This is a genomic window from Fructilactobacillus sp. X7R4C1 (assembly GCF_059901115.1).
Genome location: NZ_JBWXVD010000005.1, coordinates 12,959 through 30,773, shown reverse-complemented (window position 1 = coordinate 30,773; position 17,815 = coordinate 12,959). Strand labels below are relative to the sequence as shown.

Here is a 17,815-nt window from a genome sequence, read left to right as displayed (position 1 = left end):
ATTAAATTATATGAAGGGTCTTGTGTATTTAATGGATATTAGTTATAAAGATTCAGAATTGACTAATTTAATAAAAAATATAAGTAATTTATTAGATAATGGTAAATATGATAATGTTTTTGATAAAATGCGTGAAATAGCTAATGGATTAAACGATCAAAACGCTAAAGATGTTGTAGATAGTTCAATAGTGGAAGATAGTAGTTCTTTGGATTCTGCTAGAGGAAGGGAATTACCTTACCTTTTAGGGATAGAAAGTCCTAATCTAAATTATACTTATGAATTAAAGGAAAGGATAAAATTAAGATCATCAACTACGCCAGTTTTGGTATATCCATATAGAAAAGATAGATTAGATTATTCAGTAAAAACATTTGATCCTAGAGTAATAGAATATAATGATTTTACTTATCTTTATCCCTTGAATTTGGTAAATGTTGTAAGCGGTAAAAATCATTATATTTATTGTCTAATTTATAAAAAAATACCGTTTTACATCCCTGTAAATCAAATTGCTAATTATGATTATTTATATGATTTACAATATTTTGATGGATATTCTTTTAGAAAAATGAATAATCATAAATTATTCAATATTTTCCCAGATAAAAAGATAAAAAACAAAAATTGGAAGAAAAAATATAGAAGATATGGTTATTTGTTTGAAATAGGAAGAAAGCTTAAGGAACATCGTGATGTTTTTCCTACTAGGGTTAATAAAGTTATTGATAATCATGGAGAATATTTGAAAGACAAAAAGCTTTCACCAAAAGAATTAATGATAGAACAAAATCAAAATTTGATTACAGAAATTCTCAGTAAATATGGCAATACAGGGTATATTTTATTCACGCATAAAAACTTAGAAGATGTTGATACGGAGATTGATAATATATGGCATGGTACATTTTTACATTTGAACAATAATAATAATATTAATTGTTCGATGGATGATTTAAGAATTAAAAATAGATCTCTTAGGGATTTAAGAAATGAAATGCATAAACTTTTCATTAAGGATAAGGAAAAGTAACAAATATTAGTTAGAGTTAATCTCTGTGGGTGATATTTATATTGAAAAAAGACTCTTTAATCAAAATAGTTACATTTATTTCTAAACCAGAAAATTGCGTTATTTTAATAGCTGCTTTTTTAACATCAATAGTAATTTTATTATTAAATTTACTTCCATTTTCATTAAAAAAAACATTAGGTATTAATAATATGTTATTAAAATATAATTTTTGGATAATTCTTGTATTTCTAATATCACTTTTTTTGTTGATTTGTCAGATTGCATCGTTTTTAATAAGATGTTGGAATAATAAAAGAGACAACGAAAAGGTAGATAAGTCTTGCATGAATTTAACAAATGATCCTTATTGTTGGAAAATACTTTTAAAGTTATATGATGCACATGGAGGAGCCATATTGTTAAACGAATACAATCAAAATGTTTTAAAGTTGAGAAATGCTAAGCTTATCACAAGAATTAGCGGTCAAACTATATCTTCTCTATATAATTGGCAAAGTGCTAACTTTCTGTATGTGTTAAACCCCAATGCAGAAAAATATATTAAAGCTAAACTGAACAGTGAAATGAAAAATGATTATTAAATAAATATGATTTTTCATACAAGTTTTCTTTAAATTACTTTATTTCCTATGGTAAAATTATTATCGTGAAAAATTTCATTTTTACGTACTTTACTGTGCGTACGATAATATTCTACTTGGAGGTTAACGTTCATGAACGTTATGCAAGCAATTGAGAAGACCGTCACTAATGCGGGAATCATTAGTTCGATCACCTCAACAATTTTCATTATTTTACTTGGTTTCTTTTTACGTAAGAAGAACATTTTTACCGACAAATTCGGGAAGATGTTGTCAAAGGTCGTACTGACCGTCGCCATTCCAGCTTTGGCACTGAACTCATTCATGCAGCCAATCAACGATGATACCTTGAAAGAAGGAATGAATGTCCTATTATGGGGTTTCATCATTTACATCATCTTGATTTTCGTTGCGCCACTGCTTTATCCCAAACAAGACAAGGATAAAAAAGAAGTGATGGGAATTTTAACGACGTTTGGTTCCACGACTTTCTTTGGAATTCCGATCGTTGGTGCAGTCTTTGGACCCAAAGGAATTATGTACAGTTCCATTTTCAACATTGGTTACCGGGTTTTCCTTTATTCATACGCCTACATCAGAATGTCAGGTTTGAAGATGGAAATGAAAAACATCAAGAAAATGTTTCTAAATCCGGTTGTAATTGCAACTTTCCTCGGGCTTTTTCTGTGGCTAGGACAAAACTATGTTCCACATGTAACAGTCCAAACGATGTTAAATGGAATTCCTGGCAAAGGTACGAGTAGTGTGGCCTTCTATCGAATTGACCAAACCGCCTTGTGGCTCTGGAAACCGTTGAACTACTTAGCGCAACTATCCTCTCCACTTGCTTGGTTATCAATCGGTGTTACGCTTGGTTCCATTTCATTCAAGCAGGCCGCTTCCAACAAGCTTTCTTGGTACTACAGTTGGAACAAGGTTATCATTGTGCCATTGTTCAACCTGATTGCTTTGACTGCACTTTCAATGCTGGGCATCATGCCAATGAGCTACGTGGCCATTGCAACGATTGTCATCATGATGGCAACCCCAACTGCCACGGTTGCTTCAGCATACGCAATTAGTTTCAATCGGGATCCAGTCTTGGCTTCCAACGCATCGTTCTTGTCGACTATTCTGTCAGTGATCATGATGCCAATTTGGATTGCGCTGCTGGAAGTCATTAATAACTCCGGGATTATCAAATAATGGGTGATAAAATGTTCAAAATTACTGCGTACGGGGTGCGTCCCGTTGAAGTCAGTTACTTCAAAGATTTGAATAAATACGATTATGAATTGAACCTGGTTTCAGAAATGTTAAATCGCGACAACGCCATTGATTCCAAAGGGTCAAAAGGGGTGTTAGTTCGTGGAAATTGTCTGACTGACCGGGAAAATTTACAGAAATTTGCCGACTGGGGTATTAAGTATGTCTTCACACGCACGGTTGGATACGACCATATTGACATGAAGGCTGCCAAGGAACTTGGCATCAAGGTCGCTCGCGTTCCCGGATATTCGCCATATGCTGTGGCTGAACTAGCAATGACTCTCGGAATGAGTCTATTTCGTAAAGTAGCTTCCGAAATCAACGCCACTCACGCTGGCAATTTTATCGTCAATGATTCGTACTTTAGTCGTGAGATTCATTCTAGTACCGTTGGAATTATCGGTGCGGGCCGCATTGGTCGTGCTGAAGCTAGTTTGTACAGTGGAATGGGTGCAACCGTGCTCGCTAACGACGGTCACAAGGTTAACGCTCCTGAAATCGATGAATACGTCCCCATTGATGAACTATTGAAGCGGTCTGACATTGTTTCACTGCACGTTCCCTACATTAAAGGTGAAACTGATAACTTAATCAGTACCGCCCAAATCAATTTAATGAAAGACGATGCCATTTTGGTTAATACGGCTCGTGGTCAAGTGGTTGACTTAAAAGCCGTCGATAATGCTCTTGCGTCCGGCACATTAGGTGGATATGGTTCTGACGTGTTAATTGATGAAGCTAACATTTTTGGTCACGAATTCAAAGGGATCGACAATATTAAGAACCAGGAAGTCGTTAACCTAATGAAAAAGTATCCAAACGCAATTGTGACGCCGCACGTTGGTTCGTTTACGGAACCGGCTTTGACGGACATGATTACCGTTAGTTACGACAATTTTCATGAAATGTTGACGACGGGTAAGTCGAAGAACGAGACTTAAGATTAAAAGTGAATATTAATTTTAGTCAGTATTTAACAATTATTGAGAGTGTCTTTTTTTAAGACATTCTTTTTAGTTTTACTTTTTATTCTATATGGTATAATCATCACTATAAAAAATTTCATTTTTTACGTATGAAGAGAGATGATACTACATGAAAGTGGTTAATTGTAATAATTTCAAAGTGAACTTTGAAACGTACATGGATCAAGCTATGAAGGACGATGAAGAGGTTACCATTCATTGTGAGAATGGTGAGAATTTGAAGTTCTTGGAACATTCGAAGAAGCAATTGAAAAATGGAAAAACGAATTATTTTAAATAATAGTTAATTTAACATAATTATGCTGTATAATAACAAATGAAGATTATACAATCTACTCATCGATTTAATAGGGTGATGGGACTGAGTTTATCAGCTAAAAGTTGATGAACTCTTTTTTAGTTGTTATATAGTATGATTGAATTACTATTTAACTAAGTTATAATATATTTATAACAAGTAATACATGATCACCGGTTTTCGGTAGAATTGATGATCGAGAGCTCATCGGTCTGTCGCTGATGAGCTCTTTTTTTATCCATAAAACTACATAAAAAGGCTGAAACCTAAATCGGTTTCAGCCTTTTTGGTACTATAGGTCTCGCTAATGTGGAGACATTGACAAGATGGTGCCATTCCCACTAACGCAGGGAGCCTCGTTACTTCTATGATACCATTTCAATTTAATTAAATAAATGCCGTAATGGCGGAAGCAAAGACAATGAGAACTAACCCGAGGTAGGTCAGAGTCATTTCCTTTGGCGTCTTCTTCTGGTGCAAGAAGTAAATTCCGGTCAGAGTGGAAACGAGGACGGCTAATTGACCCAGAACGTTGGCAGTGGCCAATCCGTTCATGTCAGGTTGAGCTGAGATTAAGTACATTAACATACCAAAGCCTTGCGATAATCCAGCGAGAATGTTCTTGTATGAAACGGATTGAATGAAGACATTTTCGTCTTTTAGGTTCCACAAATCGTAAATCACGGCACATAGTACCATTCCGATGGCCTGGGGAAGAAACGCATGGTTCCCGTCCATGGCTTGCATGTTTGGCAATAAAGCCTTCATTGATGGCATGATGACCACCTGTGGAGCGGCTGAGTAAACTAAGTATCCAAGGGCACCAATCAGCTGAAAGATCGTAGCTTTCTTTAAAGCACCCTTATTGGTGGATTCTGGGTTTTGGACCCAAGCAGTGAGGGTCGCACCAAGGATTACGATAACTAGGGCAGTAAATCCTAAGACTTTTCCGATAATGCCAGTCCAGTCGCCTAGAACAAAGACTCCCCAAAGCGACGTCAGAATCAGCTGAAAGGCCGTGGTAATCGGCATTACTCGTGATGATCCAACTAACTTAAAACCCTTGAACTGCATGATCTGACCAAAGCCCCAGCCAAGTCCAGAAATAATTCCAAAAGTGGTACTGATCCAGCCGGGAAGGGCTAATCCTTCAATGAAAAACAGGACGACCGCAAAGACTAAGGTTCCAAGGGTGGCACCTAAGATTTGGTTGGCGGGTTTTCCACCAACCTTCGAAGCAATCGTGGGGAAAAGTCCCCAACCGACCATTGGTCCTAAACCAATTAATATCGCTAGCCAATTCATAATAATAACCTCCTAAAGTGTGTGAATGAATTTTTGAAACGCTGCGGTCCCCTGGTCATCAAGCTTGAAGACCCCGGCGTTTTCCAAGACGTGCATAAAGGTAATCCCGACTTCTTTATCGATCACGTCTTGGACGTTGTCGGGATTGAGTTGGTAATTTTGTTTAAGTTGATTGGCCCAGGGAACGTGGTAGTCGGCGATGTCGTTGGGCTGATTAAGTAAATACTTCTTGACCTCGGCCAGTTCGGATTTCAAACGGGCGGGTAGAATGGCCCGTCCCATCACTTCAATCAGGCCAATGTTTTCCTTTTTGATGTGTTGGTATTCGGCGTGGGGATGAAAAATGCCATCGGGATACTTCTTGGACGTCTGGTTATCACGCAGAACCACGTAGACCTCAAACTGCTCCTGTTCGTTCATGCGGACAATCGGTGTGACCGTGTGATGCGGTGTTCCGTTTGTTTCGGCGCGGACATCGACGGATGGATCCGAATACTTGCGCCATTCATTTAAGATATGAGTCGCAAAATCAATCAGTTCCTGTTTATCGGTCCCAGTCAGGCGAATCGTCGACATCGGCCAATTCAGAACTTCGGCTTTGACATCTGGATACTGGTCCAGGTCAAAGGCAAACCGGGTCTGTGCTTTCATCATTGGGAAGGTATGATAGCCACCCTGGTAGTGTTCGTGACTCAGAATTGAACCACCCACGATTGGCAGGTCTGCATTACTCCCCATAAAGTACGCAGGGAACATCGAAACAATTTCAGTTAGATTGAAAAACGTCTGCGCGCTAATTTTCATCGGCTCGTGAACATCATCCAAAAAGATGCAGTGCTGATCAAAGTAGGAGTACGGTGAATACTGAAAGCCCCACGGCTTCCCGCCGACTAAAACATCAATGATGCGGTGATTGACCCGCACCGGAATTTGCGAATTACCGTAGTAACCCTCGGTTTGAGCGCACAGGTTGCACTCGGGATAACCAAAGTGGGTGTTTTGACCGGCCTTGGCAATGTCCTTGGGGTCCTTCTCCGGTTTCGACAGGTTAATCGTGATTTCCAGATCCCCAAACTTGGTGTCAATGTCCCAGAGCAGGTTCTTCTTGATGCGAGCGGTTTTAATGTAGTTATTTTGTTGGCTTAAATTGTAAAAATAGTTTGTGGCCCGATCTGGAGCCTGCTGATACAGGTTCCAGAACTTGTCATTGACTGCACTTGGAAGCGGGGTGTAGAGATTAGTCAGTTCCGCTTCTAACAGTTCACGGTTTTTGAGGGTATCGTCAATTTGACCATTCTTAACGGCCACGTCGATTAGCTGGTCGACCGTTGCCAATAATTGGTCAGATAAATTCGGACTGGACACGTTCTTTTCACCAACCAGATGGTAAAGATAATTTATGAGATACGTGCGATCCGTTGGTCGGTACGTTTGTCCAGTATCAATGACTTGGTTCACGTAGTGTTCAACGAGATTTTCCATGTTGTTCACCTCACCTAAATCTGGATTTCTTTAGGGCCATCTGAGATGTTGGCGATGTAAAAGTCAGCGTCGTAGCCGAAGCGGTATTTGTAGGTGTCACCAACGTTCTTGGTGAAGCTTGCGACTTGGTCGGATGGAACAATCGCAATCGCACAACCACCGAAGCCAGCACCGATCATTCGTGATCCAACGGCACCGTTCTTCCAAGCTTCATGAACTAGCGTATCCAAGTTCGGACCAGTGACTTCGTAGTCGTATTCTAGTGAAATGTGAGAAGCGTTCACCAGTCGACCAAATTCAGCAATAGCGTTGTTGCGTAAAGCCTTCACGGCTCTTAAGGTTCGTTGGTTTTCAGAAACGGCATGACGGGCTCGTTTCAACAACGTTGCGTCATTAATGGTGTAGGTGTATTCGTCGAATTCATCATTTGACATGGCACCAAATGAGGAGAAGTCGGCCACCTGATTGACGAGTTTTAGGGCGTCCTCACACTCTTGTCGCCGTTCGTTGTACTTGGAATCTTTGAGTCCTCGTTTTTTGTTGGTATTCATGATGACGATTTTGTCGTTTCCGAGTTTAATCGGCACGAACTCGCTCTTCATCGTGTTGGTGTCCAGCAGAATGGCCGTGTCTTTTTTGCCCATCTCAACGGCGTACTGGTCCATGATGCCGGAATTCACACCGATGTCGGTGTTTTCCACGTGCTGTCCGAGTTTGGCTAGTTCTGGTCCCGAGAAGACGTCATTAAACTGGTCGTTTAAAATCTTGCCAAACAACATCTCAATGGAAGCAGAGGATGATAATCCTGATTCATCCGGTAAAGTGCCGTAAATTAGAATGTTGAAACCATGATCCAGCTTGTGACCCTTGTCGGCAAAGGCCTTAAACATGCCTTTGGGGTAGTTAATCCAGCCATCATCGTGGTTAATTGTTAGGTCGTCGATTTGAAACGAGTTGACTCCCGTATCCGGGAAGTTCTCCGAATAGATGTTGACCTGTTTGTCGTTACTCGGAGTCACCACGGTGTACGTTCCGAGGCTAATGGCACACGGGAAGACGTGACCACCGTTGTAATCGGTGTGCTCGCCAATTAGGTTGATTCGGCCGGGCGCGAAATACGCCTTGGTCGGTTCCTGTGAATACAAGTCTTGAAATTTATCCTTTAAATTACTAATAATTTTGTTAGTTGAAGTTATTTTCTCGGTCATTTAAAACATCTCCTTAGAAATCATTTCATTTGTAGTGATTTCTATTTTGAGAGTAAGCGTTTTCATATGGTAAGTCAAGATTTTTTATCTTATAAAATAAATTGTGTGAATGGCCCAAACCGTTAATTTGTTGCGTATGTAAGCGATTTACATAGTCAAACAATTCGTTATACTGAAATTGTGATCACATTGAATTTGTTAAAAAAGCAACAATTTAAGCAATAGGAGGATGGTTATGGATAAATCAAAATCAAAACCTAAGAAGGACACCCTTCCGCGGCTAAGTTTGTATACAATTTTTGCGATGACGTTTGGCTTCTTTGGAGTCAGTATGGCATTTTCGCTTCAAAGTTCACAGATGGGACGGATCTTTCAGACCATTGGTGCCGATCCAACTAAATTAGGATTCTTTTTCCTACTACCACCGTTGGCTGGAATGATTATACAGCCCTTAATTGGGAAATATTCAGATGTCACTTGGAATCGGTTTGGTAGAAGAATGCCATACTTACTAGTGGGTGCTCCAGTAGCTGCCATCGTGTTGGTATTATTGCCAAACGCTGGATCCTTTGGATTTGGTTACGGATCGTTTGCCGCTTTGCTTTTTGGTGCTATCACAATTGCTGTGATGGATGTTTCGTCAAATGCATGTATGCAACCTTCCAAGATGATTGTTGGTGACATGGTAAATGAAGATCAAAAGGATTTGACCTGGTCATGGCAGCAGTCCTATGCCAATCTAGGTGGAGTGTTTGCGACGTTATTGCCATTTATTTTAACGGCAATTGGAATTTCTAACGTTGCCCCAAAAGGTGTGGTTCCGTTATCGGTTAAGATGTCTTTTTACATCGCTGCCGCAGTTCTTTTAATCATGTCATTGTATACGGTATTATCGGTTCACGAATACAGTCCGACGGTCTACGCTAAATACCATGGGATTGACGTTAACAGTCAAAAAACTAAGAGTAGTTTAATTAAATTGTTAAGAACTGCTCCTCGTCCGTTTTGGGAAGTTTCGTTCGTCCAATTCTTTAGTTGGTTTGCTTTTCAATACTTATGGACTTACGGAACGGGTTCAATTGCCAAGACGATTTGGCATGTCACTGATCCAACTTCTGCTGCATACCAAGCAGCCGGGAACTGGTTTGGAATTTTGTCAGGAATTGAGGGACTGGCTGCTGCTATCTTTGGTTTCTTGGTTCTATCACGAACTAAACCCAATTCACGTAAAATGTGGTATCGAATTGGATTGTTTGCCGGTGGGGTTGGATTTGTTTGGTTGTCATTTATTCATTCCCAAGCTCTTTCAGTGTTAGCCTTTGTTTTAATCGGAATTTCCTTTTTGGCAATGCAATCTGAGTCTTTGTCAATCGTTACCGGAGCTTTAAACGGTGAGGACGAAGGTGCTTACTTAGGACTCTTTAATATTAGTATCTGTATGCCACAGATCATCGCATCGTTGGCCAGCTTTGTGATCTTACCATTAATTGGTAAATCAATGCCGGGGATGATTTTGGTAGCTGGAATTATGATGTTGATTGGAGTATTAGCTGTTAGTGCTATTCACGTGAAACCAATTGTAACTTCAAAATAAGATTTAATTTAGGAGTTTGTTATGAAAAATTATCAATGGTGGAAAATGCAAAAGAAATCCGTCAGAATTATAATGATATCGAAAGTGAGTTGCGCACTTATGAAACAAGAATTTATTTAAGTAAATAAAAATGGGCTCATCAAACCATACCTTGATGAGCCTATTCTTGGTGAAAATTGATTTGAGAGGTGGAAATGATGAAAGATAAACAATGGTGGAAAAATGCAGTGGTGTACCAAGTTTACCCACAAAGTTTTCAGGATAGTAACGGTGATGGAGTCGGTGATTTAAATGGTATTAGAGAACGGTTGCCGTACATTAAAAAGTTAGGAGCCAATGTCATCTGGCTTAATCCCATTTATGAGTCGCCAGAAGAAGATAACGGTTATGACATCTCAGATTATCGCAAAATTAATCCGAAGTACGGCGACATGAAGTCATTTCAGAGGTTATTAGACCGGGCTCATGAACTAGGCATTAAAATTGTGATGGACTTAGTTGTTAATCACACATCCGATCAGCACAAGTGGTTTCAGGAAAGTCGGAAATCAAAAGACAATCCGTACCGCGATTATTACTACTGGCGTGATCCAGTTGACGGTCACGCCCCAAATGACTGGGGTTCCTTTTTCAACGGTTCAACGTGGAAGTATGATGAACAGACGGGTCAGTACTACCTGCACCTCTTTGCGGACGGTCAACCTGATTTGAACTGGGAAAATCCCAAAGTTAGAGAAGAAGTTAAAAGTCTGATGAAGTTCTGGTTAGATAAGGGTGTTGACGGTTTTCGAATGGACGCCATTAACTTGATTTCCAAGCCCAAAGGATTGCCAAACATGCCGAAAGCTGCCAATGCTAAATATTCGGCACCGGGTGCTGGGGTGTTGAATGGACCACGCTTAAGCGAATTCCTACGCGAGTTGAATACCGACGTCTTGTCTAAGTATGACATCATGACGGTTGGAGAAATGTCAGGGACTAACCCAGAACAAGCCATTGAATACACTGGCTTTAACGCGCATGAGTTGAACATGGTTTTCCAGTTCCAGCACGTTGAGCTGTCGCCCAACCCAGATCCAAGACTGGGAAAGTGGAACGATCAACCAATTAAGTTAACTGAACTAAAGCAAGTCTTTAATAACTGGCAAACGAAGCTAAATGGTAAGGGTTGGAATTCACTTTACTGGAGTAATCATGACCAACCACGCGCGGTGAGTCGGTTTGCCACCGATGATCCCAAGTATCGTGTATTGGCTGCTAAAATGCTTGGCACCACGCTTCACATGATGCAAGGAACGCCATACATCTTTGAGGGTGAAGAACTTGGGATGACGAACGCTCATAAAGAGGACTTGAGTCAGTATGAAGACATTGAAACAATTAATGCTTATGACCAGTATGTCAAAAAAGAAAAGATTGTTTCGCCAACGAAAATGATGAGTTATCTGGCTCATATGTCGCGGGATAATGCGCGAACACCAATGCAGTGGGGTACTTCCAAGAACGCTGGCTTTACTAGTGGGACACCGTGGTTTGCGGTAAATTCAAATTACAAAGAAATTAACGCTGAAGATGAGGTTGACGATCCAAACTCGGTCTTTGCCTATTATCAGAAGTTAATTGAACTACGAAAGACTAATCCGATTATCATTGAAGGTGATTTTGAACTCTTAGACCCAGACGATGAGGAGGTCTTTGCCTATAAGCGTCACTATCAAGGCGAAAATTTATTAGTTATCAGTAATTTCACTGACCATGAGGTGGAACGTGATTATGAGGTACCTGATGGTGCGGAAAAGTTGATTGGGAATTACGACGATGATGCTGGTAAGAAGCTGAGGGCGTATGAGAGTAAAGTGTATAAGATATAAAAGTAATAAATGGTCCTATAATTAAGTTAATTATAGGACCATTTATTACGTAGCATTTTGCTAGTTGCTTTTATTAATGATAAAATTCACATTGTATATGCATTTTTTTAAAATCATGAGGTGGTAACTTTTATATGAAATCAGAACTAGGATTTGAAGATGAATTAATCGATCATTTAACTAAAATTGGAAACGATAAACAGTGGCAATATGATCCTAATATTAAAACGACTGAGCAGTTATGGAATAATTTCAAAGTGATTCTTGAACAACATAATCAAGATAAATTAGATAGACCGTTAAGTATTAATGAATTTTCACAAGTTAAACGACAAATTGAGGATCTTCATACTCCATACATGGCAGGTCGTTTTTTATATGGTTTTAATGGTCAATCAGAAGTAAGTGTTGATCTAGATAATGGAAAACAGGGTATTTTAACTGTTTTTAAACAGGATCAAATTGGTGCCGGAGACAATATTTATCAAATCGTTAACCAAATTGAGAGACCTGCCAAGATCTCTGGAAGAAGAGATCGTCGTTTTGACGTTACCATGTTGATTAATGGTCTTCCTATAATTCAAATCGAAGAAAAACGAGCTGATCATCCAGTAAAAGAAGCATTTAATCAAATGCAACAGTATATTGATGAAGGTCAGTACACTGATATTTTTTCGACGCTTCAAATCCTAGTGGGAATGACACCAAATGAAACACGATACATGGCTAATACTCCATACGATGATTTTAATACGGATTTTGCTTTTCAATGGGAAAAAGAAAGTAATAATGAGCCAGTATTAAACTGGCGTGATTTTAGTAATCGAGTACTATCAATTCCCATGGCTCATGAAATGGCAACCAACTATATGATTTTAGACGGATCTAGAGGTCATCAAAGTATTAAAGTCATGCGTCCTTATCAAGTTTATGCTACAAAACGTGTCATCAATAAACTAAAAACGGCAACTTTTGAAAAAGCAGACCAAAAATTAGGTTATATTTGGCACACTACTGGTTCAGGTAAGACCATTAGTAGTTTTAAAACGGCTTGGTTAGCTTCACGTCTCCCTAATGTTGATAAAGTTGTCTTCATCGTTGATCGTAGAGCTTTAACGCAACAAACGGCTGAAAGCTATTCAGCATATGATCCTGATAGTGATGATAATAATAAAAATGGGGTAGTCGATAATACTGCCAACGTCAGAGATTTAGCTAAAAAGTTGAAAAGTAACGGTAATGGAATTGTTGTAACATCAATTCAAAAGCTAGATAAATTAGTTCAAAGAAAAACCAAATTACCTGATAAAAATATTTTGTTCATTGTCGATGAAGCTCATCGTTCCACTAGTGGAGATATGTTGCAACGTGCTAAAGATGCATTTCCACATTCTGAATGGGTTGGATATACAGGAACACCGAAATTTGCTGATAAAAATGGTAAAAGTGATGGACCCACGACTCGAGAAATTTTTGGTGATTTGCTTCATGCTTATACCATTCGTCAGGCAATTGCCGACCATAATGTGCTTGGATTTAAAGTGGACTTCAACACTACCTTGCCAGAATCAATTTTAAGGACTCAGTATTTACCTGAATTTTATCGACAGAAGTATCCCAAATGGTCGCAAGAAAAAATTAATAATAAGATCAATAATCTTACTCAGGCCGACATGGACGACCAAGTGTCAAGTAGTGTCTATGATTATAATGAAGACCATATTAATAAAGTAGTTGATGATATTCTTTTAAAGTGGAAGAATCGCTCTGTTGATTACCGATATAGTGCCATCTTGACGACTCATGTTGGTGGGATGGCTTCATCATCTAAAATGGCTAAAATGTATTATGATGCAATTACTAAGAAAACAGCCAATTCTGATCATCCATTAAAAGTCGCGGTAACTTTTAGTAACGATAATTCCAACAAAGACAATATGGGAGAAACTAATCGGAATTTACGTGATGCCATAAAACAATATAATCAAACGTTTGGGACAAATTTTGATGATACCACTTTTAAAGAATACCGCGAAGATGTGATGGCAAGACTTAATCGTAGTGCTTCAGATGGTAATTATCTTGAGCTAGTAATTGTAGTGGATCAACTTTTAACTGGATTTGACGCCCCGACATTAAATACGTTATATGTCGATCGAACTTTGCGTGGAGCTAATTTAATTCAGGCTTATTCCAGAACTAATCGGATTCAAGACTCCAACTATAAACGATTTGGTCGTATTGTTAATTATCGATGGCCGAAATTATCTGAAGATTTGATGAATGATGCTTTGGCTGTATATGCCAACAAAGATTCTGCTAATTATCAAACCAAACTTCCAATGGATGAAGAAGCAGATGAGGCTGTAATCCTCCCTGATTATAAGGACATGATCACTGAAACGTCTGATGTGGTTGATAAGTTAGATACCTTAACCAATGGATTTCAATATATCTCACCTAGTCGTGATGAGGATAAAGAGACCTTAAAGTTATTAAAAACATACAATAATAATGTTGTAGCTTTGAAACAGTACGACGAGTACGATTATGATAATCCAAATGATTTATTAAATCAGCTTGGTATTTCTGAAGACCAGGAGGTTGCATTAACCACTAAGATCCAACGGGAATTAAAGAATACATTTAAAAAAGATGATCCTGATTTTGAGATTGACTTTAAAATGGAACATATTAATGAAATTGATGTTGATTACGATTACCTCAGAGAACTATTGGCTAAACTTGCCAATCAAGTCAACGATCAAGACGAAGATGGTGCTGTAGAAACATATAACAAATTGAACGATCTCGCCAATCAAGTTGATGAAAAATATGCTCAAAAAATCAAACGAACTGCTGAGGCAATTAAAAATGATGAAATCGATAAATCTAAACTTGGTGCTTATCCCTTAAACGGTGATGACATGAAAGATTTAATGGATAATCAGGAAGACCTATCACGACGAAGTGAGATCTTAAAATTTCGCCAAAAGTATGGATTTGTTGATGCTGATGGAACTAAGGATTTATTTAATAAGATCTTAGATCGTCACATTTATGGGAATGATGACCTTGATAACAATGGAGAATTAAAAAAGATTATTAATTTAGCTCAAAATTATTATCAGCAAGATGCCATTGATCCGGAAGTTAAGTCACTTTCAAGGATTAAATACAGAATTAACTTACGTAAAGCAGTAGAAAAATTCGCAGATAATTTAACTCAAGAATATTAAAAATAGAGAAGGAACTAAATAATGGCTGAAAAACAAACAAAAGAAGCACAAGATATAACTTCAGAATTATGGGCAATGGCGAATGAACTTCGTGGGAATATGGATGCTAGTGAATACCGGAACTATATCCTGGGTTTTATGTTCTACCGCTACTTATCTGAACGTCAGGAACAATATCAAAAAAATGCTGATTTATTTGATTTACAAGATGGTGAAACCATCAATGATGCATATGTAAAAGCTGTTAAAGAAGATCCTGATAGTTTAAAGGATTATTTGGAAGACGCTGCCGATTCACTTGGATATGCCATTGCACCTCAATATACCTGGGCTACGATTAATCAAAAAGTTGAAGATGGCACTATTACTGCCACTGACTTTCAAGAAATGTTTGATGATTTTAACCGAAACGCACAAATTAATAAAGAAGCTCGCCAAGATTTCAGTGGCATCTTTACTGATATGAATCTTAATAATTCTCGTCTAGGGAACAACATGAGTTCTAGAGCCCGTGCTCTTAACAATATCGTTAAAATGGTTAATAAATTTAACTATAACGATGCTGATGGACATGATATTCTTGGGGATGTTTATGAGTATTTAATTGCTAAATTCGCTAGTAGTTCAGGTAAAAAAGCTGGTGAATTCTATACTCCTCATGAAGTTTCTAAATTGTTGGCAGAATTAGCTACTTCTGATTTTAATGGAATTGATCATCAGTTTACGGTTTATGATCCTGCCATGGGTTCTGGTTCACTTCTTTTGACCGTTCAAGATGTGTTAAAACATAAGGGTTATGAAGGTCGAGTTAGTTTCTTTGGACAAGAATTAAACACGACAACCTATAACTTGGCACGAATGAATCTTATGATGCATGGCGTGGAATATCAAAATATGGACTTACGGAACGCCGATACGCTTGAAATGGATTGGCCAGACGGAATGGACAGTGATGGTGTCGATCATCCGCGAAACTTTGATGCTGTGGTTGCTAATCCACCATATTCTGCCCATTGGGACAATAATGAACGCAAGATGAAAGATCCACGTTTTAGAGATTTTGGTCGTTTAGCACCTAAATCAAAGGCTGACTTTGCTTTTGTTCTGCATGCTATTTATCATTTATCGAACGAAGGTAAGATGGCAATTGTTTTACCACACGGTGTTTTATTTCGTGGGGGAGCTGAAGGTACCATTAGAAAAACTTTGATTGAAAAAAATTATTTAGATGCTGTTGTTGGACTCCCAGCAAAACTTTTCTATTCAACTTCAATTCCAACGGTTGTCTTGGTATTCTCTAAGCATCGTACTAATAAAGATATCTTTTTTATTGACGCCTCAAGTGATTTTGAAAAAAGCAAGAATCAAAATGTTTTACGTCAACAAGACATTGATAAGATTGTTAAAACTTATAAGAAACGAGAAGACGTAGATAAATACGCTCATAAGGCTGACTTAGACGAAATTAAAGAGAATGAATTTAACCTTAATATTCCGCGTTATGTTGATACTTTTGAGGAAGAACCTCCTGTCGATGTTGATAAATTAGTATCAGATATTCAATCTACTGATAAAGAAATTAGTGGGTTAGAAACTGATATATCAGGTATGTTAGACGATCTTGTGGGTCAGGATGCTGTCGCTCAACAGCAGCTTGAGCAGATTAAGGAGTTATTTAAATGAAAAATGAAGAAATGACTCCAAAAATTAGATTTAAGGGATTTACTGACCCTTGGGAGCAGCGTAAGTTCTATGACAATTTAGACGATGTCTTGGATCATCGAGGTAAGACACCAAAAAAGATTGGATTGGAATGGAGTGATAATGGTAATATTCTTGCTCTTTCAGCTTTAAATGTAAAAAATGGATATATTGATAACTTAGTAGATGCACATTTTGCTGATGATAATCTTTATAAAAAATGGATGGGGGACAAAGAACTTAATGCTGGTGATGTTCTTCTTACTACAGAAGCCCCAGCTGGAAATGTCACATTGGTTCCTGATAATAAAAAATATATATTAAGTCAGAGAATAATTGCATTTAAAACAAATAAATTCAAAGTGAATAATGAGTTTTTTGAACAATACTTAAGATCTAACTTATTCCAACGACAAATTATGAAAATATCTTCTGGTGGAACGGCCAAAGGAATAAGTCAAAAAAACTTAAAAAAAATAGTAACTAGTATGCCAAAAACTATAGAAGAACAATTAAAGATCGGTATTTTTCTTTCTGATATTGATTCACTTATCGCTGCCAATGAACGTAAATTAGAACAGTTGAAACAACTAAAAAAGTTGTTAATGCAACGAATTTTTAGTCAAAATTGGAGATTTAAAGGATTTACTGACCCTTGGGAGCAGCGTAAGTTAAAAAACATATCAACGTATAGACGAGGATCTTTTCCCCAACCTTATGGAAAAAAAGAATGGTATGACGAAGAAAATGGTAAACCATTTGTGCAAGTTGTTGATGTTAATAATAATTTAAAATTAGTTAAGAACACTAAACAAAAGATTTCAAAAGTTGCTGAGTCAAAAAGTGTATTTGTAGAAACCGGGAGTATTTTAATTACAATTCAAGGAAGCATTGGAAGAGTTGCTATAACACAATATCCAGCGTATGTTGATCGAACTTTATTAATATTTCAGAAATTTAATTATCCAATTGATAAATATTTTTTTAGTATTTCACTTCAAAAATTGTTTCGTACAGAAAAACAAAAAGCTCCGGGCGGAACAATAAAAACAATTACAAAAAAAGCATTGAATAATTTTGAATTAGCACTTCCATTAATAGATGAACAAAACAAAATTGGAACTCTTTTCAAAAACTTTGACTCACTTATCGCTGCCAATGAACGTAGGATCGATGAACTCAAAAATCTGAAGAAATATTTGATGCAAAACATGTTTGTTTAAAAAATACGTATAAATGCCAAAA

The 17,815-nt window shown here is 37.8% G+C and carries 13 protein-coding genes; 10 read left to right on the top strand and 3 right to left on the bottom strand.

Features of this window, described 5'->3' with window-relative positions; translation table 11 throughout:
* Window positions 1-31: 31 nt before the first annotated feature.
* The 5 genes from AC6UC9_RS05750 (at window position 32) to AC6UC9_RS05730 (ending at window position 4,152) form a co-directional block, all read left to right on the top strand.
* Window positions 32-1,033, top strand: coding sequence for a DUF6710 family protein (locus AC6UC9_RS05750; RefSeq protein ID WP_500701408.1), 1,002 nt, complete (start codon window positions 32-34; stop codon window positions 1,031-1,033).
* Window positions 1,034-1,074: 41 nt separating this feature from the next.
* On the top strand, window positions 1,075-1,617 hold the full coding sequence (locus AC6UC9_RS05745; RefSeq protein ID WP_500701407.1) for a super-infection exclusion protein B: 543 nt from the start codon (window positions 1,075-1,077) through the stop codon (window positions 1,615-1,617).
* 132 nt (window positions 1,618-1,749) lie between these two features.
* A complete protein-coding gene (locus AC6UC9_RS05740) occupies window positions 1,750-2,823 on the top strand; it encodes an AEC family transporter (RefSeq protein ID WP_500701406.1) in 1,074 nt (357 codons plus the stop codon).
* The gene (locus AC6UC9_RS05735; RefSeq protein WP_500701405.1) at window positions 2,823-3,827 is read left to right on the top strand and encodes an NAD(P)-dependent oxidoreductase; all 1,005 of its coding nucleotides are present in this window, start codon (window positions 2,823-2,825) and stop codon (window positions 3,825-3,827) included. Before AC6UC9_RS05740 ends, AC6UC9_RS05735 begins: the two co-directional genes overlap by 1 nt.
* 154 nt (window positions 3,828-3,981) lie before the next feature.
* Complete coding sequence (locus AC6UC9_RS05730) at window positions 3,982-4,152, top strand: hypothetical protein (RefSeq protein WP_500701404.1); 171 nt, start codon at window positions 3,982-3,984, stop codon at window positions 4,150-4,152.
* Between the two features lie 405 nt (window positions 4,153-4,557).
* Here the strand turns inward: AC6UC9_RS05730 and rbsU are convergent, their stop codons facing one another.
* The 3 genes from rbsU to AC6UC9_RS05715 are packed head-to-tail and all read right to left on the bottom strand — an operon-like array spanning window position 4,558 to window position 8,165.
* Window positions 4,558-5,475: a ribose/proton symporter RbsU gene (gene rbsU / locus AC6UC9_RS05725; RefSeq protein WP_500695984.1), complete on the bottom strand. Its 918-nt coding sequence runs from the start codon at window positions 5,473-5,475 to the stop codon at window positions 4,558-4,560.
* 12 nt (window positions 5,476-5,487) lie between these two features.
* Complete coding sequence (gene galT / locus AC6UC9_RS05720) at window positions 5,488-6,957, bottom strand: UDP-glucose--hexose-1-phosphate uridylyltransferase (RefSeq protein ID WP_500701403.1); 1,470 nt, start codon at window positions 6,955-6,957, stop codon at window positions 5,488-5,490.
* A gap of 14 nt (window positions 6,958-6,971) precedes the next feature.
* The gene (locus tag AC6UC9_RS05715) at window positions 6,972-8,165 is read right to left on the bottom strand and encodes a galactokinase (protein ID WP_500701402.1); all 1,194 of its coding nucleotides are present in this window, start codon (window positions 8,163-8,165) and stop codon (window positions 6,972-6,974) included.
* Between the two features lie 235 nt (window positions 8,166-8,400).
* Between AC6UC9_RS05715 and AC6UC9_RS05710 the strand changes: the two genes are divergently transcribed.
* The 5 genes from AC6UC9_RS05710 (at window position 8,401) to AC6UC9_RS05690 (ending at window position 17,793) form a co-directional block, all read left to right on the top strand.
* A complete protein-coding gene (locus AC6UC9_RS05710; RefSeq protein ID WP_500701401.1) occupies window positions 8,401-9,759 on the top strand; it encodes an SLC45 family MFS transporter in 1,359 nt (452 codons plus the stop codon).
* A 197-nt stretch (window positions 9,760-9,956) separates the two neighbouring features.
* A complete protein-coding gene (locus tag AC6UC9_RS05705) occupies window positions 9,957-11,630 on the top strand; it encodes a glycoside hydrolase family 13 protein (protein ID WP_500701470.1) in 1,674 nt (557 codons plus the stop codon).
* 134 nt (window positions 11,631-11,764) lie between these two features.
* A complete protein-coding gene (locus tag AC6UC9_RS05700; protein WP_500701400.1) occupies window positions 11,765-14,869 on the top strand; it encodes a type I restriction endonuclease subunit R in 3,105 nt (1,034 codons plus the stop codon).
* Window positions 14,870-14,890: 21 nt separating this feature from the next.
* Complete coding sequence (locus AC6UC9_RS05695; protein WP_500701399.1) at window positions 14,891-16,552, top strand: type I restriction-modification system subunit M; 1,662 nt, start codon at window positions 14,891-14,893, stop codon at window positions 16,550-16,552.
* Window positions 16,549-17,793 (top strand): restriction endonuclease subunit S, encoded by a 1,245-nt coding sequence (locus AC6UC9_RS05690; protein WP_500701398.1) that lies wholly within the window; start codon window positions 16,549-16,551, stop codon window positions 17,791-17,793. The genes AC6UC9_RS05695 and AC6UC9_RS05690 overlap by 4 nt, the downstream gene beginning before the upstream one ends.
* The last annotated feature ends 22 nt before the right edge of the window (window positions 17,794-17,815 follow it).

Excerpts from the sequence above, each read along its gene's own strand:
- AC6UC9_RS05750 (WP_500701408.1), top strand. The coding sequence starts at position 32 with ATGGATATTAGTTATAAAGATTCAGAATTGACTAATTTAATAAAAAAT.
- AC6UC9_RS05740 (WP_500701406.1), top strand. The coding sequence starts at position 1,750 with ATGAACGTTATGCAAGCAATTGAGAAGACCGTCACTAATGCGGGAATC.
- AC6UC9_RS05735 (WP_500701405.1), top strand. The coding sequence starts at position 2,823 with ATGGGTGATAAAATGTTCAAAATTACTGCGTACGGGGTGCGTCCCGTT.
- AC6UC9_RS05730 (WP_500701404.1), top strand. The coding sequence starts at position 3,982 with ATGAAAGTGGTTAATTGTAATAATTTCAAAGTGAACTTTGAAACGTAC.
- rbsU (WP_500695984.1), bottom strand. The coding sequence starts at position 5,475 with ATGAATTGGCTAGCGATATTAATTGGTTTAGGACCAATGGTCGGTTGG.
- galT (WP_500701403.1), bottom strand. The coding sequence starts at position 6,957 with ATGGAAAATCTCGTTGAACACTACGTGAACCAAGTCATTGATACTGGA.
- AC6UC9_RS05715 (WP_500701402.1), bottom strand. The coding sequence starts at position 8,165 with ATGACCGAGAAAATAACTTCAACTAACAAAATTATTAGTAATTTAAAG.
- AC6UC9_RS05710 (WP_500701401.1), top strand. The coding sequence starts at position 8,401 with ATGGATAAATCAAAATCAAAACCTAAGAAGGACACCCTTCCGCGGCTA.
- AC6UC9_RS05705 (WP_500701470.1), top strand. The coding sequence starts at position 9,957 with ATGAAAGATAAACAATGGTGGAAAAATGCAGTGGTGTACCAAGTTTAC.
- AC6UC9_RS05700 (WP_500701400.1), top strand. The coding sequence starts at position 11,765 with ATGAAATCAGAACTAGGATTTGAAGATGAATTAATCGATCATTTAACT.
- AC6UC9_RS05695 (WP_500701399.1), top strand. The coding sequence starts at position 14,891 with ATGGCTGAAAAACAAACAAAAGAAGCACAAGATATAACTTCAGAATTA.
- AC6UC9_RS05690 (WP_500701398.1), top strand. The coding sequence starts at position 16,549 with ATGAAAAATGAAGAAATGACTCCAAAAATTAGATTTAAGGGATTTACT.